This is a genomic window from Streptomyces sp. NEAU-W12 (assembly GCF_026242095.1).
Classification (GTDB): Bacteria; Actinomycetota; Actinomycetes; order Streptomycetales; family Streptomycetaceae; genus Streptomyces.
In genome coordinates, this window is the sequence record NZ_JAPJDM010000051.1 from 1 (window position 1) to 16,010 (window position 16,010).

Annotated in this window: 9 protein-coding genes and 2 pseudogenes; 3 read left to right on the top strand and 8 right to left on the bottom strand. The window is 72.4% G+C overall.

Annotation, left to right across the window (positions count from 1 at the left end; all coding sequences use genetic code 11):
• Positions 1-604 precede the first annotated feature (604 nt).
• Together ORI94_RS34060 and ORI94_RS34065 are read right to left on the bottom strand one after the other, a co-directional pair.
• On the bottom strand, positions 605-1,498 hold the full coding sequence (locus ORI94_RS34060) for a hypothetical protein (protein ID WP_266082814.1): 894 nt from the start codon (positions 1,496-1,498) through the stop codon (positions 605-607).
• 345 nt (positions 1,499-1,843) lie between these two features.
• Positions 1,844-1,999 carry a hypothetical protein gene (locus ORI94_RS34065; protein ID WP_266082816.1) on the bottom strand — a complete coding sequence of 52 codons (156 nt, stop codon included), beginning with the start codon at positions 1,997-1,999 and terminating at the stop codon, positions 1,844-1,846.
• Between the two features lie 366 nt (positions 2,000-2,365).
• Here ORI94_RS34065 and ORI94_RS34070 point away from each other — a divergent pair, with 366 nt between their 5' ends.
• On the top strand, positions 2,366-2,953 hold the full coding sequence (locus tag ORI94_RS34070) for a hypothetical protein (protein ID WP_266082818.1): 588 nt from the start codon (positions 2,366-2,368) through the stop codon (positions 2,951-2,953).
• A 9-nt stretch (positions 2,954-2,962) separates the two neighbouring features.
• Here ORI94_RS34070 and ORI94_RS34075 read toward each other — a convergent pair.
• A protein-coding gene (locus tag ORI94_RS34075) for an IS5 family transposase (RefSeq protein WP_416237952.1) occupies positions 2,963-3,771 on the bottom strand; the annotation gives its coding sequence in 2 pieces (ribosomal slippage) (positions 2,963-3,424 and positions 3,427-3,771; 807 coding nt in all).
• A gap of 462 nt (positions 3,772-4,233) precedes the next feature.
• On the opposite strand from ORI94_RS34075, the pseudogene ORI94_RS34080 reads away from it, so the two are divergent.
• Positions 4,234-5,443: pseudogene (locus ORI94_RS34080) on the top strand (IS110 family transposase); the annotation flags it as partial.
• A gap of 55 nt (positions 5,444-5,498) precedes the next feature.
• A pseudogene (locus ORI94_RS34085) lies at positions 5,499-5,903 on the top strand (transposase); the annotation flags it as partial.
• A gap of 251 nt (positions 5,904-6,154) precedes the next feature.
• On the opposite strand, the gene ORI94_RS34090 reads toward ORI94_RS34085, so the two are convergent.
• The 5 genes from ORI94_RS34090 to ORI94_RS34110 form a co-directional block, all read right to left on the bottom strand.
• Positions 6,155-7,465: a PLP-dependent aminotransferase family protein gene (locus ORI94_RS34090; protein WP_266082820.1), complete on the bottom strand. Its 1,311-nt coding sequence runs from the start codon at positions 7,463-7,465 to the stop codon at positions 6,155-6,157.
• A complete protein-coding gene (locus ORI94_RS34095; protein ID WP_266082821.1) occupies positions 7,462-8,574 on the bottom strand; it encodes an alpha-hydroxy acid oxidase in 1,113 nt (370 codons plus the stop codon). Before ORI94_RS34095 ends, ORI94_RS34090 begins: the two co-directional genes overlap by 4 nt.
• Positions 8,571-9,692, bottom strand: a complete 1,122-nt coding sequence (gene hppD / locus ORI94_RS34100) for a 4-hydroxyphenylpyruvate dioxygenase (RefSeq protein ID WP_266082822.1) — start codon at positions 9,690-9,692, stop codon at positions 8,571-8,573. The genes ORI94_RS34095 and hppD overlap by 4 nt, the downstream gene beginning before the upstream one ends.
• A gap of 49 nt (positions 9,693-9,741) precedes the next feature.
• Entirely contained in the window at positions 9,742-9,957 is a 216-nt protein-coding gene (locus ORI94_RS34105) for an MbtH family protein (RefSeq protein WP_266082823.1), read from the bottom strand.
• 81 nt (positions 9,958-10,038) lie between these two features.
• Positions 10,039-15,963: a non-ribosomal peptide synthetase gene (locus tag ORI94_RS34110; protein ID WP_323056116.1), complete on the bottom strand. Its 5,925-nt coding sequence runs from the start codon at positions 15,961-15,963 to the stop codon at positions 10,039-10,041.
• Positions 15,964-16,010: the final 47 nt, after the last annotated feature.

A 16,010-nucleotide genomic window follows, 5' to 3' on the forward strand; every position in this document is an offset into this window, starting at 1 on the left:
CCTGCGGCCGTGTTGGAGCAGGTGGGACCACCCGCTGGAACAACTCCCACAAATCGTCTGGCACCATGCGCTCGACCATCACCACACGGTGCAGAATACCCAGCACTCCAAATGAGACGACCTCTAAGGCATCGCTCGGTGTAGAGCGCCCGGTGCAGGCACTCCGGGGCCGTCCTCACCGCTCGCCCCGGCCTCGGGCAGGGGTGTCGAACTGGGCGTCCACCAGCACGCCTTGTCCGTCCGGTGTTCGCAGCTTCGGTGAGCGCGGCCCTGCAGCAGCCGGATGGTGCGCCTGCAATCCGTACGACCTCAATATGCGGCTGGCGTAGACCCTCATGGGGGTTTTGCGGCAATCAGGACGAATACGTGACGCATAACCCATGGGCGAGTTTGTGTGCGAATTATTCGCCCTGGAGTGGTACCCGGCGATCGGCATGGACCATGCCGCTGCGAGGAAGACCCGCATCACGGTGGCCCCGGTGCGCCGGCACCTCGGGGGCCCCGTATGAACTTGGCGCGCCGGACCAGGTTCATGCCATGACGGGCCCGGAGACCGCTGTGCCGTGCGGCCGGTGACGGAGCGGGCCTTGGCGGAAGGCTGCTCTCAGGGGTGCAGGGGGAGTTGTTCGCCGGTGGCGCCGGTCTCGAGGCAGGCGTAATCGGGGTGGTCCAGGCGGTGGTGGACGTAGATCTGATCAGCCCACGGAGGGTCGAGCGGCGTGAACGCCCGCAGGCCCAGGACCCGGCCGGTCGGCCGGTCGGGATAAGCCGCGTTGAAGTCCGCGATTGCGGCGGCCTCGCCGATCTGCTCGATGGCGCCCGGCAGGTCGTCGAGGTAGCAGGTGACCCGCGGCAGCAGATGCTCGTGCTCCGGTCCCCGGAACAGGTCGAGGGCGGTCACGGTCGAAGAGTAGTAGTCCAGGTCGAGGCTGACGAAGCCGACCGGGTGCTCACGCAGCAGGTCCGCGCGGGAGTGGAGGTAGTGGGGCAGGGTTTCGGTGAGGTCGCCGGCCACCAGCTCCGCCGCGCCCAGACGGGCTCTGAGGCGGTCTTCGTCCATGGTGTAGAACCCGGCACCGAACAGGTAGGGCAGATCGCGCGGGTCCTTGGCCGGGGGCATGCCCAGGCCACCGTCGAAACCGACCACCCGCACCGCAACACCGGTGGCCGTGCTGTAGTAGCGGGCGTGCTCGGCCAGGGCGAGGAGCCCGTTGCCGCCGGCCACCCCGAACTCGACCACAGTGACGCCCTGATGTCCCAAGCGGGCGGCGAGCTCGGTGGCCCGACGCACCCCGTATGCGTAGTGCGCCCGCTCGACCAACCCGAACCGGTACGCCGCATCCATGCTGACCCCCGGCAGGCGCCTGAGCAGCCGATTGCGCGCCGCGTGCCGGGTGCCGGACTTCGACCACTCCCACACCACATCGGCCACACCACCGGCCGGCCTGCGGCCGAAGGGCAGACCCTTCTGGGCAGTGGTCGGTATGCCTTTGCGCACCACAGCACTCCTCCTGGACGACGGACAAGATCGGTCCGTCACAACCTCCCCACCCTCACCTCGCTCCCAATCGGGCAAGATCCAGCCAGCGCGGACTGACCCGTGCCTCGGGGCTCGGCCCCTCTAGACAGAGGCGCCTGCGCTGCTACACCACCGCCTCCGTCGATGCGGTGCCCGACGAACACCCGGAGGTCGACTGGGGGCAGCTGCGCGCCGTGGAGGAAGGTCGGCGCTCCCCGCTCGCCGCGCTGGCGAAGGAGGCCGCCCCGGCCTGATCCGGGCCGCTGCTCGTCGACACCGCCTCTCCCCCGTGTGCGGCGGGAGGGGCGGCGTCGATGTGTGTGGTCAGCCGCGGTGGCGGAACAGCCCTCGGAGCTTGCCCGGCTCCTGGTCGCGGTCGTGCTCCGGCTCCGGTGGCGTGGCGGCCTGGAGGCGGGCGGCTTCGGCGGCGGCTTCCTCGCGGGCGACGTCATCGGCGGGGCAGGTGCCGCACACGGACACGTCCCCGGCGTTCCAGACCGTCCGTGCGCGGTGGTCTCCTCCCAGCGCTGATCGGTGAACTTCCTTCCGCACCGCTTGCACATGGGACGCTGCGCCTCCCGCTCAGCGGCACGACGCCGCTCCTCCTCCTCGTCGACGCGGGCCTCCTGGCCGCGGAAGAGGACGTCGCCGTCGGGGTTGTCCAGCGCGGCCGTCAGCGTCTGCTCTCCCGTCCGTCCCAGCCGCCGCCGCACCGCCGCGCCCGCACCGTGCTCCTGGAGCTGCTCCAGAGTGGTGACGACGACGGACACCACAGGCCCGCGATCCGAGCATCGGTTGTCGAGGCCGCCGCGATCAGCGGGGCGGCCCGTACGTTGAGGAGCCGACATGCCCGACACCACGCCGCTCGCCCCGATGACCCCGCACGAGGCCGTCAGCGCCTTCAGCTACCTCCGGGCCGTCCAAGCCGACGACGTCGACGCCGCCCGCGAGTTCGCCGGCGCCGAACCGAGGATGCCCGAGCTGCTCATCGACGTCGCCGAGCGCATCATCGTCCCGGTCACCGCGCTGCCCGGCCCGGAGGCCGGCGAGCCGTGCGAGGACACCTTCGCCCTGGAGGCCCTCGGGCGTGTCTTCGTGACCTCGCTGCGGATCTGGGCGCAGGCCGGGCCGGACACGGCGGAGGGCATCGCCCGCGCCGCCATCGACTTCGCGCAGCAGTTCCTCACCGAGGACCACGAGGACGTCGCCGACACCCTGCGCCAGCTGGAGGCCGTCGGCGTGGGCCAGGCCCTCGATGCGCACCCCGCACCGACCGGTACGCACCCGGTGCGCCTCACTGCCGTGCAGTGCGCGTGTCGCGCGGTGGCAGTGCACCACCGCACCGCGCTGTCCATCGCGGTGCGCGCCATCGGTGCCGGCGCACCGCACCAGGCGCGCCACGGGCGGCGAGCTCCTGTATCACGCACCCCCTAAGAAGTCGTCTCATTTGGCGAGTCGTCGGTAGCAGATGAGGGTGCAGGCGATGCTGGTGAAGGCGAGGAAGTGCTCGGCCTTGCGTTCGTAGCGGCGGTGGAGTCGGCGGCAGCCGGCGAGCCAGGACATGGTGCGTTCGATCGTCCACCGGTGTCGTCCGAGCCGCTGTGAGGTCTCGATCCCTTTGCGGGCGATGCGGTGCCGGATGCCCCGCTTCGACAGCCATCGCCGCAGGTGAGCGTAGTCGTATCCCTTGTCGGCGTGGAGCTTTGCGGGCTTGCGTCGGCGGGGACCGCGGCGGGACCGGATCGGCGGTATGCCCTTCACCAGCGGGATCAGGGCCTGGCTGTCATGGACGTTGGCGCCGGAGATTCCGACAGACAGGGGCAGACCGGTCTGCTCCGTGATCAGATGGATCTTCGAGCCGTACTTGCCCCGGTCGACAGGATTCGGACCCGTCAGCTCCCCCTTTTCAGGGCCCGCATGTTCACCGAGTCGATCGCACAGCGCGACCAGTCCAGCTCGCCGCGGGCTCCGAGCTCGTCCAGGACCAGGCGGTGCAGCTTGGCCCACACCCGGGCCTTGGTCCACTCAGTGAACCGGCGGTGGGCCGTTGCGCCGGACGGCCCGAAGGACGCGGCGGGAAGCTGCTGCCAGGTGCATCCCGACGTCGCCACGAAGACGATCGCGGCCAGCACCTCGCGGTCGCCATGCCGGCGCCGGCCGCCGCCCTGGGGCCGTGAGGGCGCCTCCGGCACCACCCGCTGGAACAGTTCCCACAACTCGTCCGGCACCAGCCGCTCAACGATCCCTGCCATGGCCGGCAGCCTACCGAGCCAAATGAGATGACTTCTAATGGGCAGTGATGCGGGGCACCGCCAGGCCCACCCCGGTCCGTCGAGGCCCTGAAAGGGACTGCGGGCCCCGCATCACTCGTGGCGCTGGTCGGTTCCGGAGAAGCCGTACACACCCCCAGGGACCGGATCCCTTGGTCAAGAGCCGGCCTCCAGGACCGTCCAGCATCACAAGCCCGCACGACAGCCGCATCCAGTCCGATGATCGGATCGTTGAGGTTTGTGGTCCGAGCCGCCCCCAGGGGTCACCTCTCACCACGCCTGGAGCCACCGAGCTCTGGAGCAGACCGAGGACCCTGCGGGCCGCCGGGGTCACGAACGACTGATCGGATGCAGGGCCATCGAGCCCTTCCATTAGGGAGACGCGTGCCCCCGCACGGCTGCGACCAGCAGCACGCCCCCGACCGAGAGGACAAACACGACACGATGACCGTCACCTGCGGAATCGACTGGGCCAGCGACCACCACGACGTCGCCCTGGTCGACCACGAGGGCAACTTGTTAGCCCGGGCCCGGATCACCGACGACCTCGACGGCCTGCACCAGCTCCGCGAGCTCCTCAGCGCCCACCGCGACACCGCAGACGCCCCGGTCCCCGTCGTGATCGAGACCTCTCGCGGCCTCCTGGTGGCCTGCCTCCGCGCGACTGGCCGACCCGTCTACGCGATCAACCCGATGGCCGCCGCCCGCTACCGCGACCGCCACACTGTCACTTGCAAGAAGTCCGACCACCTCGACGCCATGGTGCTCGCGAACATCCTGCGCACGGACAAGGCCGCCCACCGGCCGCTGCCCGACGACAGCGAGCTCGCCCAGGCCATCGCCGTCCTGGCCCGCGCCCAGCAGGACGCCGTCTGGGACCGCACTCAAGCAGGCAACAAACTCCGCTCCCACCTGCGCGAATACTTCCCCGGCTTCCTCGCCGCCTTCCAGCACCACCGCGAGGGGATCAGCAGCAGCGTCGCCCGCGCCGTGCTGGCCGCGGCCCCCACTCCCGATCAGGCAGCCAAACTCACCCGCGCCCAGCTGCGCTCGCTGCTGAAGAAGGCCGGCCGCCAGCGCGGCATCGAGGCAGAAGTCGAACGACTGCGAGACGTCCTGCGAGTCCCGCAGATGCGCCAGCCCCCACAAGGTCGAGCAAGCTATGGGACGCCAGGCCATCGCCCTACTCAGGCAGCTCGATGCCGCCTGCACCAGCGTCGACGACCTCACCGGAGCGACGGTGGAGGCTTTTGACACACACCCGGACGCCGAGATCATCACCAGCTTTCCAGGGCTCGGGTCGCTCACCGGCGCCCGGGTGCTCGCCGAGATCGGCGACGACCGATCCCGATTCACCGACGCGAAAGGCCTCAAAGCCTTCGCCGGGGCCGCACCGGTCACCCGGGCGTCCGGCAGAAGCCTCGTGGTCATGGCCCGCAGGGTCAAGAACCAGCGTCTGGCCTCGGTCGGCTACGTCTGGGCGTTCGCCAGCCTGACCGCCTCCCCAGGCGCCCGAGCCCACTACGACAGGCGACGAGCCGACGGAGACCGCCACACCGCGGCCCAGCGCAACCTCTTCAACCGCATGCTCGGCTGCCTCCACCACTGCCTCGCCAAGCGCACCCCCTACGACGAACTCACCGCGTTCCCACCACGCCGACCCCACAACTCACCATCGCCGCTTGACAGATCAACTGCATCGGATGTCTCTTTCCGAGGTCCTGACGTCGATGCCCGGCGTCGGCGTCAAGACCACCGCCGTCCTGCTGGTCACCGTCGGCGACGGCACCGGCTTTCCCACCGCCGCCCACCCGGCCTCCTATGCCGGACTCGCCCCCACCACGAAGTCGTCGGGGACCTCGATCCACTGCGAACACGCGCCCCGGGGCGGCAACCGACAGCTCAAACGGGCCATGTTCCTGTCCGCCTTCGCCTGCATGAACGCCGACCCCGCCTCCCTCACCTACTACGACAAACAACGCGCCCGCGGCAAGACCCACACCCAGGTCCTCCTCCGACTCGCCCGTCAACGCGTCAGCGTCCTGTTCGCCATGCTCCGCGACGGCACCTTCTACCAACCCCGGACTCCGAAAGACGTCGAGCTCGCCGCGTGACCTCAGCAACCCCGAACCACCCAAACCCGACAGGGGCGCCTTGACGGAAGACATAGAGGCACCCCCCGTCCGGCAGGCGCACCGTTGGCCGCTGCGCCGGCAGAGGCAGAGCCGTCGTGGAGCCGCGCCGACCGTGTCGTGCTCGTAGGCGGGTGGTGCTCGGGGTGACCGGCCCGTCGTCTCGTCACCCGTGCACAGCGCGCCAGGAGCGGCAGGCGTCAGTGGTGCCGCCCCTGGGCGGCGCGGGCGCGTCAGCAGGAACGTACGAAGGCGGCGAAGCGGTCGAGCGCCTCCTCAATGTCCTCGGGGCCGAGCGCGCTGCACGACAGGCGCAGACAGCGCAACGGCCCGACACCGGTTCCGGTGTCCGCTGCCGCGGCGTTGTAGAAGTGGTGCAGTGGCGTCCACAGCACCCGGTGGTCGCGCGCCGAGCGCTCCAGTACCGCGTCGGTGACGTCGAACGGCACCTGGACGACGACGAAGAAGCCGCCCTCGGGACTGTTCCAGCTCACCCCGGACACCGACAGGTCGGGGAAACGGCGGGCGAGTCCGTCGACGATCCGGTCGAGGCCCTCCCGGTACACCTCGCTCTCCCGTTCGTTGGCGCGGACCAGGCTGCACCCGTGCTCCAGCAGCCTGCCCCCGGCCACGGCCTGGGCGAGGGGTGAGGTGTTGACGGTGACCATGCTCTTGGCCTTGGCGAGCAGGTCGGCCAGGTAGGGCCCGTCCTCGACGGGCTGGTCGGCCACCGCGTAGCCGATCCGCACGCCCGGGAACACCGTCTTCGCCAGCGAACCGAGATGGATGACCCGGCACCCGGTGTCAAGGGCCTTGAGGGTCGGCAGTCGCATCCCCCGGCGTGGGAAGAGGCCGTACGGGTTGTCCTCCAGGAGGAGGATGTTCTCCCGCTCCGCGAGGTCGAGGAGGTCACGGCGGACCGGTTCCGGCATCCGGATGCCGGAGGGGTTTGCATGGTCGGGGACGACGTACAGGGCGCGCGGGCGCAGCCCGGCGGCGCGGACCTCGTGGAGCCGCCGTCGCAGGTCGTCCAGGTCGACGCCGTCCGGGCCCTCGGCGACCGGGCGCACCGGCAGGTCCAGGAGCCGTGCCGCCCCGGTGACGCCGACGTAGGCGGGGGTGACGGCCAGCAGCACGTCGCGGTCGTCGCGGCGCAGCAGCCGAAGGGTGAGGAAGAGCGCCTCCTGGCAGCCCGTGGTGACGACGACGGCCTCCGGATCGACGTGGATGCCCTCGTCCTCGGCCAGCTGGCGGGCGATCAGCTCGTGGATGATGCCCTTGGTGCGTCCGTACTGAAGCAGGGTGCGCCGGACCCGCTGTTCGCCGAAGCCCCGTTCCGTGCGCAGGTGGTCGGTGAAGACCCGCAGCGCGCGGTGGATGTCCTCGACGTCGTAGAAGCCCTCGTACGGGGTGCCCGCGGCGAGGGAGAGCGCGTCCGGGTAGCGGCCCGCGACCTCGTTGAGGAAGTTCATCGAGGACAGCAGCGGGTCGCCCACCGAGGGGTGGAGGGCGGCCAGGTCGAGGCTTTCCATGGTGGTGCTCATCTCGCTTCACCTGCCGGGCCCACGACGGTGCGCAGCCGGGCCGCAGCGGCGAGGTCCGGGCAGCCGGCCAGCATGAGGGCCAGTTCCAGTTCCTCGCTGACGAGTTGGAGCACCCTGCGTACGCCCTGTCGTCCTCCGGCCGCGAGGCCCCACAGCACGGGGCGGCCCAGCAGTACGCCGTCCGCGCCGAGAGCGAGAGCCTTCAGGACGTCCGTGCCGCTGCGGATGCCGCTGTCGAAGAGCACCTCGCACCGTCCCGCGACGGCCTGGGCCACGGCGGGCAGGGCGTCCAGGGCGGGAAGCGCGCCGTCGAGCTGGCGGCCGCCGTGGTTGGACACCACCAGCGCGTCCACGCCGCAGGCGGCGGCGCGTTCGGCGTCGGCCGGGTCCAGCACGCCCTTGAGGACCAGGGGCAGGTGCGTGTGTGCGCGCAGCCAGTCGAGGTCGGCCCAGGTGAGGGACGGGTCGACGACGTCGGCGGTCTGTGCGGCGACCGCGCTGACGCCGCTGCTCGCGGTGCACGGCACGCCGTCGGGGCGGGGGCCGAAGTGCACGGGTGACACCCCGTCGGGCAGGGCGAAGGCGCCGCGCATGTCGGCCGTGCGGCGTCCCATCCGGGGCGTGTCGACGGTCAGCATCAACGCACGGCAGCCGGCCGCCTCGGCGCGCTTCAGCAGCTCCTCGGTGTGGCCGCGGTCGCGCAGCCAGTACAGCTGGAACCAGGTGGCGGCGCCGGTGGCGGCGATGTCCTCCACGCTGGTGCTGCTGAACGTGCAGGCGGTGAAGGGGACACCGGCGTCGTGGGCGGCGCGGGCGGCGGCCAGCTCGCCGTCCGGGTGCACGGCCCGCTGGTACGCCATCGGGGCCACGGCCACCGGGAGGGCGCAGTCCGTGCCGAGCAGGGCGCGGGCGGTGCTCACGGACGAGACGTCCGAGAGCACCCGGGGGATCAGATGGAGCCGGTCGAACGCGGCGCGGTTGGCGCGCAGGGTGAGCTCCGCGCCCGCCGCCCCGCCGACGAAGCGCTCCACGCCGACGGGCAGGACCGCCGCCGCGAGCGCCTCCGCGTCGGCGGGGGTGAGCAGGCCGGCGACTGCCGGGTCGGTCACGCGGCCTCCCCGTCGGCGTTCGCGGCGGCCTTGTGCTCGGCCTTCTCCGCCTGGACGGCGTCGTACAGCGCGCGGACGTTGCCGCCGCCGAAGCTGTCCGCGCCGGCCCGCTCGATGATCTCGTAGAAGACTGTGCGCTTGGGGTGGACGGTGCGCGTGAAGATCTGGAAGAGCTGGCCGCCGTGGTCCTCGTCGGCGAGGATGCGGGCTTTGCGCAGCTCGGCCATCGAGTGGCGGTTCAGCTTCAGGCGCTGCTCCAGCCGGTCGTAGTACGTGTCGGGGGTGCCGAGGAAGACGATGCCGCGTTCGAGCATGCGGTCGACGGTGGCGACGATGTCGGTGGTGGCGAAGGCCAGGTGGTGCACGCCGCCGCTGCCGTGCCGCTCCAGGAAGTCGCCGAGGTGACCTGCGTCGTGCTCCGGGCTCGGCGCGAGGATGGTGAAGGTGAGGTCACCGGCGGGGCTGCGGACGGCCTTGGAGTCCATGGCCTCGGTGCCCTGCACCATCAGCTCCTCGTAGACGGACTCGTAACCGAAGACCCGCTCGTAGTAACCGGTGCTCTCGGCGAGCTGCCCCATGGGGACGCTGACGGCGACGTGGTCGAGGACGGTGAGCCCCACCGGCTCCCCGGACACCTCGGCGGGCTCGGCCACCGGCTTGAAGCCGGGCAGCGGGACGGCCGTGTCCGTGTGGCCGGCGGGCCGCTGGACCAGGGTGTGGCGTACGTCGTCGAAGCCGGCGGCGACGGCGGCGGTGACCCAGCCCTCCCGCTCCGCGGGCTCGGCGAGGGGCACGGCGGAGCGAGAGACGGCGTCGGCGAAGGCCTCGCGGGCGTCAGCGGCGCTCAACGCGATGTCGGCTATGCCGTCACCGTGCCGCGCCACGAAGGCGGCGGCCGGGTGGGTGTCGTCGAGCGCCTGGGTGACGACCAGGACGATGCCGGCCTGGCGGAGCGCGAGGGAGCGGAAGGCGCCCTCGATGCCGGCACCGCGTTCGGCGGTGGCGCAGACCTGGAAGCCGTAGCCGTCGACGAACGCCGACGCGGCGGCCTCGGCGTCGGTGACGTACAGCTCGACGTGGCTGACGCGCAGGGCGGTGGCGGGGGTGTGGTCCGTCATGTCGTTCTCCTCACGGAGCGTGAAAGGGCAGCGGGCGGGGTGAAGGGGGTCACTGCCCGGTCATGGCGTCGGCCAGGCTCTTCGGCCGCATGTCCGTCCAGTTCTTCTCCACGTAGTCCAGGCACTCCTGACGGCTCGCGGCCGGGAGGGCTACGGTCCAGCCGGCGGGGACGTCGGCGAAGACCGGCCACAGGGAGTGCTGGAGTTCGTCGTTGACGAGGACCAGGTACTGGGCGTCGTCGTTCTCGAAGGGGTTGGTCGTCATGGTCGTGCTCCGTGCTCGGGATCAGGGGATCGGTGGCGGGGCGAATCGATTCGGGTCGGGTCGGGTCAGGGTGTGTTCGGGTCAGGGTGTGTGGGCGGTGCGTTCCAGGCGCCCGGCGACGGCTCGGCCGATCTCGGTGATGGGGCCGGGGAGCGTCATGTCGTGGTGGCCGCAGGCGACGGGACGTACCTCCAGGTGACCGCCGACGTACGGCGCCCATGAAGCCGGGTCCGGCGCGTCCGCACCAGAATCCGGTTCGGCGGTGAACAGCAGGACATCACCGTCGAAATGCCGGGGAACGAACTCCCTCTGCAGACGGGCGTGATGGGCGGCGATGCCGGGCCACACCCGCAGCGTGTGCGGCGGGATGCCGCTGAGGGGCGCGCCCTCGCGTCGCAGCACCTCGCGGGCCGCCTCCGCGTCCACCGGGCCGCCGTCCGCGAGGCCGGGCGCCTCGTGGCCGAGGAAGCGCAGCAGCCTGGCGAGGACGTCGCCGTCCGTCCACTCCTGCGAGGAGGGCCCGTCGGCGTCGGCTTCGGCGGACCGTGCGGCGATGGTCGCCTCCGGCGGGTAGGAGTCCAGCAGGGTGAGCAGCGCGACCTCCTCCCCCGCCTCACGCAGCCGCACCGCCATCTCGTGGGCCACCAGGCCGCCGAAGGACCAGCCCAGCAGGTGGTACGGGCCTTCGGGCTGGACCGCGCGGATCCGCGCCAGGTAGTCCTCGGCCGTCTCGCCCATGGACGCAGGCGGTTCCTCCGCGCGGGCCAGTCCCCTGGCCTGGAGCCCGTACAGGGGCCGGTCGTCGCCGAGGGCGCGGAGCAGACCGGCGTACGGCCAGCTCAGTCCGGCCCACGGGTGGACGCAGAACAGCGGCGGCCGGGTGCCCGTGGTGCGCAGTGGCAGCAGCACCTCCAGTGCGCGCGTGGACTCCCCGGCCCCGTTCCCGGTACCCCGCCCGTCGCCGGTACGCAGCAGACGGGCCAGGGCCTCGGGGGTGGGTGCGTCGAACAATGAGCGGATGCCCAGGGCGGGTGAGGTACCGGCGGTGGTGGCCGAGCGGATACGGCCCAGCAGCCGGACCGCGAGCAGCGAATGCCCGCCCAGCTCGAAGAAGCTGTCCCCGGGGCCGACCCGCTCCACGCCGAGCACCTCGGCGAACAGTTCGCACAGCAGCCGTTCCTCGGCGTTGCGCGGCAGGCGCCCGCCGCCGGGCGCGGTGAACGAGGGCTCGGGCAGCGCCCTGCGGTCCAGCTTGCCGTTCACGGTGAGGGGCAGGTCCGGCAGGGTGACGACGGCCGCAGGCACCATGTACTCCGGGAGGCGGTCCGCGACGTAACCCCGCAGCAGGGCCGGCCCGACGGAGGCGGAGACGGGAGCCGGATCGGCGGCGGGCACGGCGTAGGCGATCAGCCGTGCCTCGCCCCGCCCGTCGGACCGTACGACGACGGCGGCGCGGGCGACGTCGGGGTGGGCGCGCAGGACCGCCTCGACCTCGCCCGGCTCGATCCGCACCCCGCGCACCTTGACCTGCTGGTCGGCGCGGCCCAGGTACTCCAGGACACCTCCTCCGGTCTCCGGCCGGGGGTGCCCCCAGGTGCGCCAGCGGACCAGGTCACCGGTGCGGTACATACGTCCACCACCGGAGCCGTCCGGGTCGAACGGGTCGGCGACGAAGCGTTCGGCGGTCAGCGCGGGCCTGCCGTGGTAGCCGCGCGCCAGTTGCACCCCGGCGAGGTACAGCTCGCCGGTGGCCCCGGGCGGCACCGGACGCAGCGCGGCGTCCAGGACGTACACCCGGGTGTTCCAGACCGGCCGGCCGATCGGCACGGGGCCCGGGGCGTCAGGCTCGCAGTCCCAGTGGGTGACGTCCACGGCCGCCTCCGTGGGGCCGTACAGATTGTGCAGCCGCACCTCGGGCAGCACGGTGTGGAAGCGGGCCGCGAGGTCGGCGGGGAGTTCCTCGCCGCTGCACACCACCCGGCGCAGTCCGGTGCACCCGGCCGCAGCGGGCTCGTCGAGGAACGCGCCGAGCATCGACGGCACGAAGTGCGCCGTCGTCACCCCTTCCGTGCGTATCAGCTCCGCGAGGTAGGCCGGGTCCCGGTGCCCGTCGGGCCGGGCGACGATCAGGGCCGCTCCGGTGATCAGCGGCCAGAACAGCTCCCACACCGACACGTCGAAGCCGGTCGGCGTCTTGTGCAGCACCCGGTCCTCGGCGGTGAGCCGGTACGCGTCCTGCATCCACAGCAGCCGGTTGACGACGGCTTCGTGCGAGACGGTGACGCCCTTGGGCCGGCCGGTGGAGCCGGAGGTGTGGATGACGTAGGCGGGGTTGCGCGGGTCGGGAGCGGATGCGGGGGCGGGTGCACACGCCCCGTCGTCGTCGGCGGCGTCCACGACGAGGACGGGCGCGTCGCCGGCGGGCAGCGGGGACTGTGCCGCCACCGCCTCGGTGACCAGGGTTCCGGCCGGTTCGGTGTCCTCCAGCAGCAGGGCGACGCGTTCCGCTGGGAGACCCGGGTCGACGGGCACGTACGCGGCACCCGTTTCGAGGACCGCCAGGAGGGCGACGACCAGGTCGGCGGAGCGGGGCACGGCGACCGCGACACGGGTCTCCGGTCCGGCTCCGGCCCGGCGCAGGCGGTCGGCCAGCGCGGAGGCGCGGGCGGCCAGCTCGGCGTAGGTCAGCCGCTGCGTGCCGTGGACGACGGCCGGCGCGTCCGGTGTACGGGCGGCCTGGGCGGCGAACAGCCCGGTGAGGGTGGCCGGCGCGACGGGCACCGCCGTGTCGTTCCACCGGGTGAGAACCCGTTCGCGTTCCTCGTCGCGGAGTACGTCCAGGGCCGCCAGTCGCCGGCCGGGACCGGCGGAGAACTCTCGCAGCAGCAGGCCTAGCCGGTCCGCCAACGCGGTCACGGCCGCGTGGTCGAAGTGGGCCTGCTGGTAGCCGAGGCGGAGGGTGAGGGCATTGTCGTGAGCTCCCTGGGTGACGATGAGGCTCAACGGGTAGTGGGTGGCCTCCCGGCCCTTCACCCCGATGAGCCGTGGCCCACAAGCGCCTGCGCGCGGGGCGAACGACTCCCGGTGGACGGGGTAGTTCTCGAAGACCACGAGGGTGTCGAAGAGGACGGGGTGGCCGGACAGGCGCGTGACCTCGCTCAGACCGAGGTGCTGGTGGGTCATCAGGGACGACTGGCTGCTCTGGAGTCCGGTGAGCGTCTCCAGGACGGTCGCCCGTGGGTCCAGGGCGACCCGGACCGGCAGGGTGTTGATGAAGAGGCCGACCATGGACTCGACCCCGGCGACCTCCGGCGGGCGGCCCGCGACCGTGGCGCCGAAGACGACATCGTCACGACCGGTCATCCGGGACAGCAGCACCGCCCAGGCGCCCTGCACCAGGGTGTTGACCGTCAGGCCCGCCTCCCGCGCCAGCCGGTGCAGGGCCGCGACCGTGCCGGAGGGCAGGTCCAGCGCCACGTGGCCGGGTTCGGCCGCGGGCGCGCCCGCCGCTCCAGGGGCGAGCAGCGTCGGCTCGTCCAGTCCGGCCAGCTCGGCGGTCCAGGCGGCACGCGCCCCGTCCCGGTCCTGGACGGCGAGCCAGGCGAGGTAGTCGCCGTACGGGGTAAGCGCGGGCAGTCCGGCCGCTGAGCCCCCCGACGTGTACAGCGCGAACATCTCGCGCAGCAGCACGGGCACGGACCAGCCGTCGAGCAGGATGTGATGCGGCGTCAGGACGAGGCTCCGGCGCTCCCCGCCCAGCTCGACCAGCGCTATGCGCAGCAGCGGAGGCCGCGACAGGTCGAACCGTGCAGACCGCTCCTCCTCGGCGACGCGGTCGCGCCGGACGGCCTGCTCCGTTGCGGGTGTGCCGGTCAGGTCCACGGTGCGCCACGGCAGTTCGGGGGCGCGTACGACGACCTGGACGGGGGCACCGGTGGCGTCGTCGTGCACGAACCCGGCGCGCAGGTTGGCGTGCCGGCGCAGCAGCGCCTCCCATGCCTCGCGCAGGACCGACGCGTCCAGGGGGCCTTCCAGGTCCAGTACGAGCTGGGCGGTGTAGACGTCGGTGTCCTGGGCGTCGTACAGCGCGTGGAACAGGAAGCCATCCTGGAGCGGGGAGAGCGGGAGGACGTCCTCCAGGCCCGGGTAGGCGACCTCCAGGGTCTCCACCTGGTGCTGGGTCAGGGGCACGAGGGGGAAGTCGGACGGCGTGTGGCCGCCGTTCTCCGCGCCCGTGTCCGCGAGGGACTTGAGGGCCCGCAGCCACCGCTCGGCCAGGTCCCGCACCTTCGCCTCGTCGAGCAGCTTCCCCGCCCACGCGAACGTCGCCGACAGCACCGGGCCGTCCGGACCGTCGACCGTGACGGCGTTGACGTCCAAGGCGTGCGCGAGCGGCGTGGCCGGATCGGTGTCGGGTCCCCCTGGCTGTGCGACCGGCGACCAGTCGGACGCAGCGGACGGGGAGGCGGACGTCGTCGGGGTGCGCCCGAGGTAGTTGAAGCCGACCTGGGGCCGGGGAAGACCGGCGAGTGCGGGCGCGGTGTCGGTGTTGAGGTGGCGGAGGAGGCCGTACCCCGTGCCGTCACCGGGCACCGCCCGCAGCTGCTCCTTGACCCGCTTCACCGCGTCCGCCGGGTCGTCCCCGGAGACGGTGACGTCGAGTCGTACGGGGTGGACGCGGGTGAACCAGCCCACCGTGCGCGACAGATCGACGTCCGCCCGGCCGGTGTCACGGCCGTGGCCCTCCAGGTCGATCAGCACACCGCCTTCGACGTCGGCCCTGCGAGCCGTGCACCACTGCCGCACGGCGAGAGCCAGGGCGCCGAGCAGCACGTCGTCGACGCCGCCGTGGAAGGCGGCGGGGACGGACGACAGCAGCGGGCCCGTGTGCGCACCGGGCAGCGTCACCGTCAGCCGCCGTGCCGTGTCGGCGGTGTCGCACGCGGGGTCCAGGTCGCGGTTGCCGAGCGTCGGCCCGCCGCTCCTCAATACGTCCTGCCAGTACGGAAGTTCAGCGCTGACCTGCGGGTCGTGTGCTTGCTCGCGGAGCAGCCCCGCCCAGCGCCGGAACGACGTGCCCACCGGGTCGAGCCGCACCGGCTCACCGGCCGCCACTGCTTCCCACGCCTGCCGCAGGTCCGGCACGAGGATGCGCCACGACACGCCGTCCACCGCGAAGTGGTGCACGGTCAACAGCAGCCGGCCCGGCGCCTCCGCGCCCGCGTCGAACCACACCGCCTGCACCATCACGCCCGACTCCGGCGCCAGCCGCGCCACCGCCGCCCGCGCCTCCCCGGCGATATCGGCGTCGGCCGCGGGAACACGGCGCACGCACCGGGCCGCATCGACCGAACCCCGCTCACCCACCTCGGACGCCCAGTCGGCGGACACCCGCAGCCGCAGCGCGTCGTGGTGGTCCAGCAGTGCCTGCACCGCCGCCGTCAGCTGCTCCTCGCCCAGCTCCGCCGGGACCTGGAGCAGCACCGACTGCTGGAAGCCGGCCGCCGTGCCCCGCCAGTCCCGCAGCCAGCGCATCACCGGAGTCGGCTCCACCGGACCTGTGCCGTCGTCCTCGGCGGCGTCCGCGGGTTCCTCGCCGGCGGTGCGGCAGACCTCCGCGAGTGCGGCCGGCGTCCGGTGCTCGAAGACGTCGCGCGGGGTGAGGACCAGACCGGCCCGCCGTGCCCGGCTGACCAGCTGGATCGACATGATGCTGTCCCCGCCCAGCGCGAAGAACCCGTCGTCCACGCCCACACTGCCGAGGCCCAGTACCTCCGCGAACAGCGTGCACAGGGTCCGCTCCGCGGGAGTGCGGGGTGTGCGTCCCGCGCCCGCCGTGCCGGTGAAGTCGGGCATGGGCAGAGCCGCGCGGTCGAGCTTGGCGTTCGAGGTGATCGGCAGCGCGTCGAGCAGGAGGATGTCGGAGGGGACCATGTACTCCGGCAGCCGTTCGGCGAGGGCCGCCCGGAGCGTGCCGGGATCGGGGCCGCGGCCTGGTTCGGGCACGACGTAGCCGGTGAGGTGCTTGGCGCCGGAGGGTGCCTGGTGCACCA

Coding starts and splice junctions, on each gene's coding strand:
- ORI94_RS34105 (WP_266082823.1), bottom strand. CDS start 9,957: ATGACGACCAACCCCTTCGAGAACGACGACGCCCAGTACCTGGTCCTC.
- hppD (WP_266082822.1), bottom strand. CDS start 9,692: ATGACGGACCACACCCCCGCCACCGCCCTGCGCGTCAGCCACGTCGAG.
- ORI94_RS34070 (WP_266082818.1), top strand. CDS start 2,366: ATGCCCGACACCACGCCGCTCGCCCCGATGACCCCGCACGAGGCCGTC.
- ORI94_RS34090 (WP_266082820.1), bottom strand. CDS start 7,465: ATGAGCACCACCATGGAAAGCCTCGACCTGGCCGCCCTCCACCCCTCG.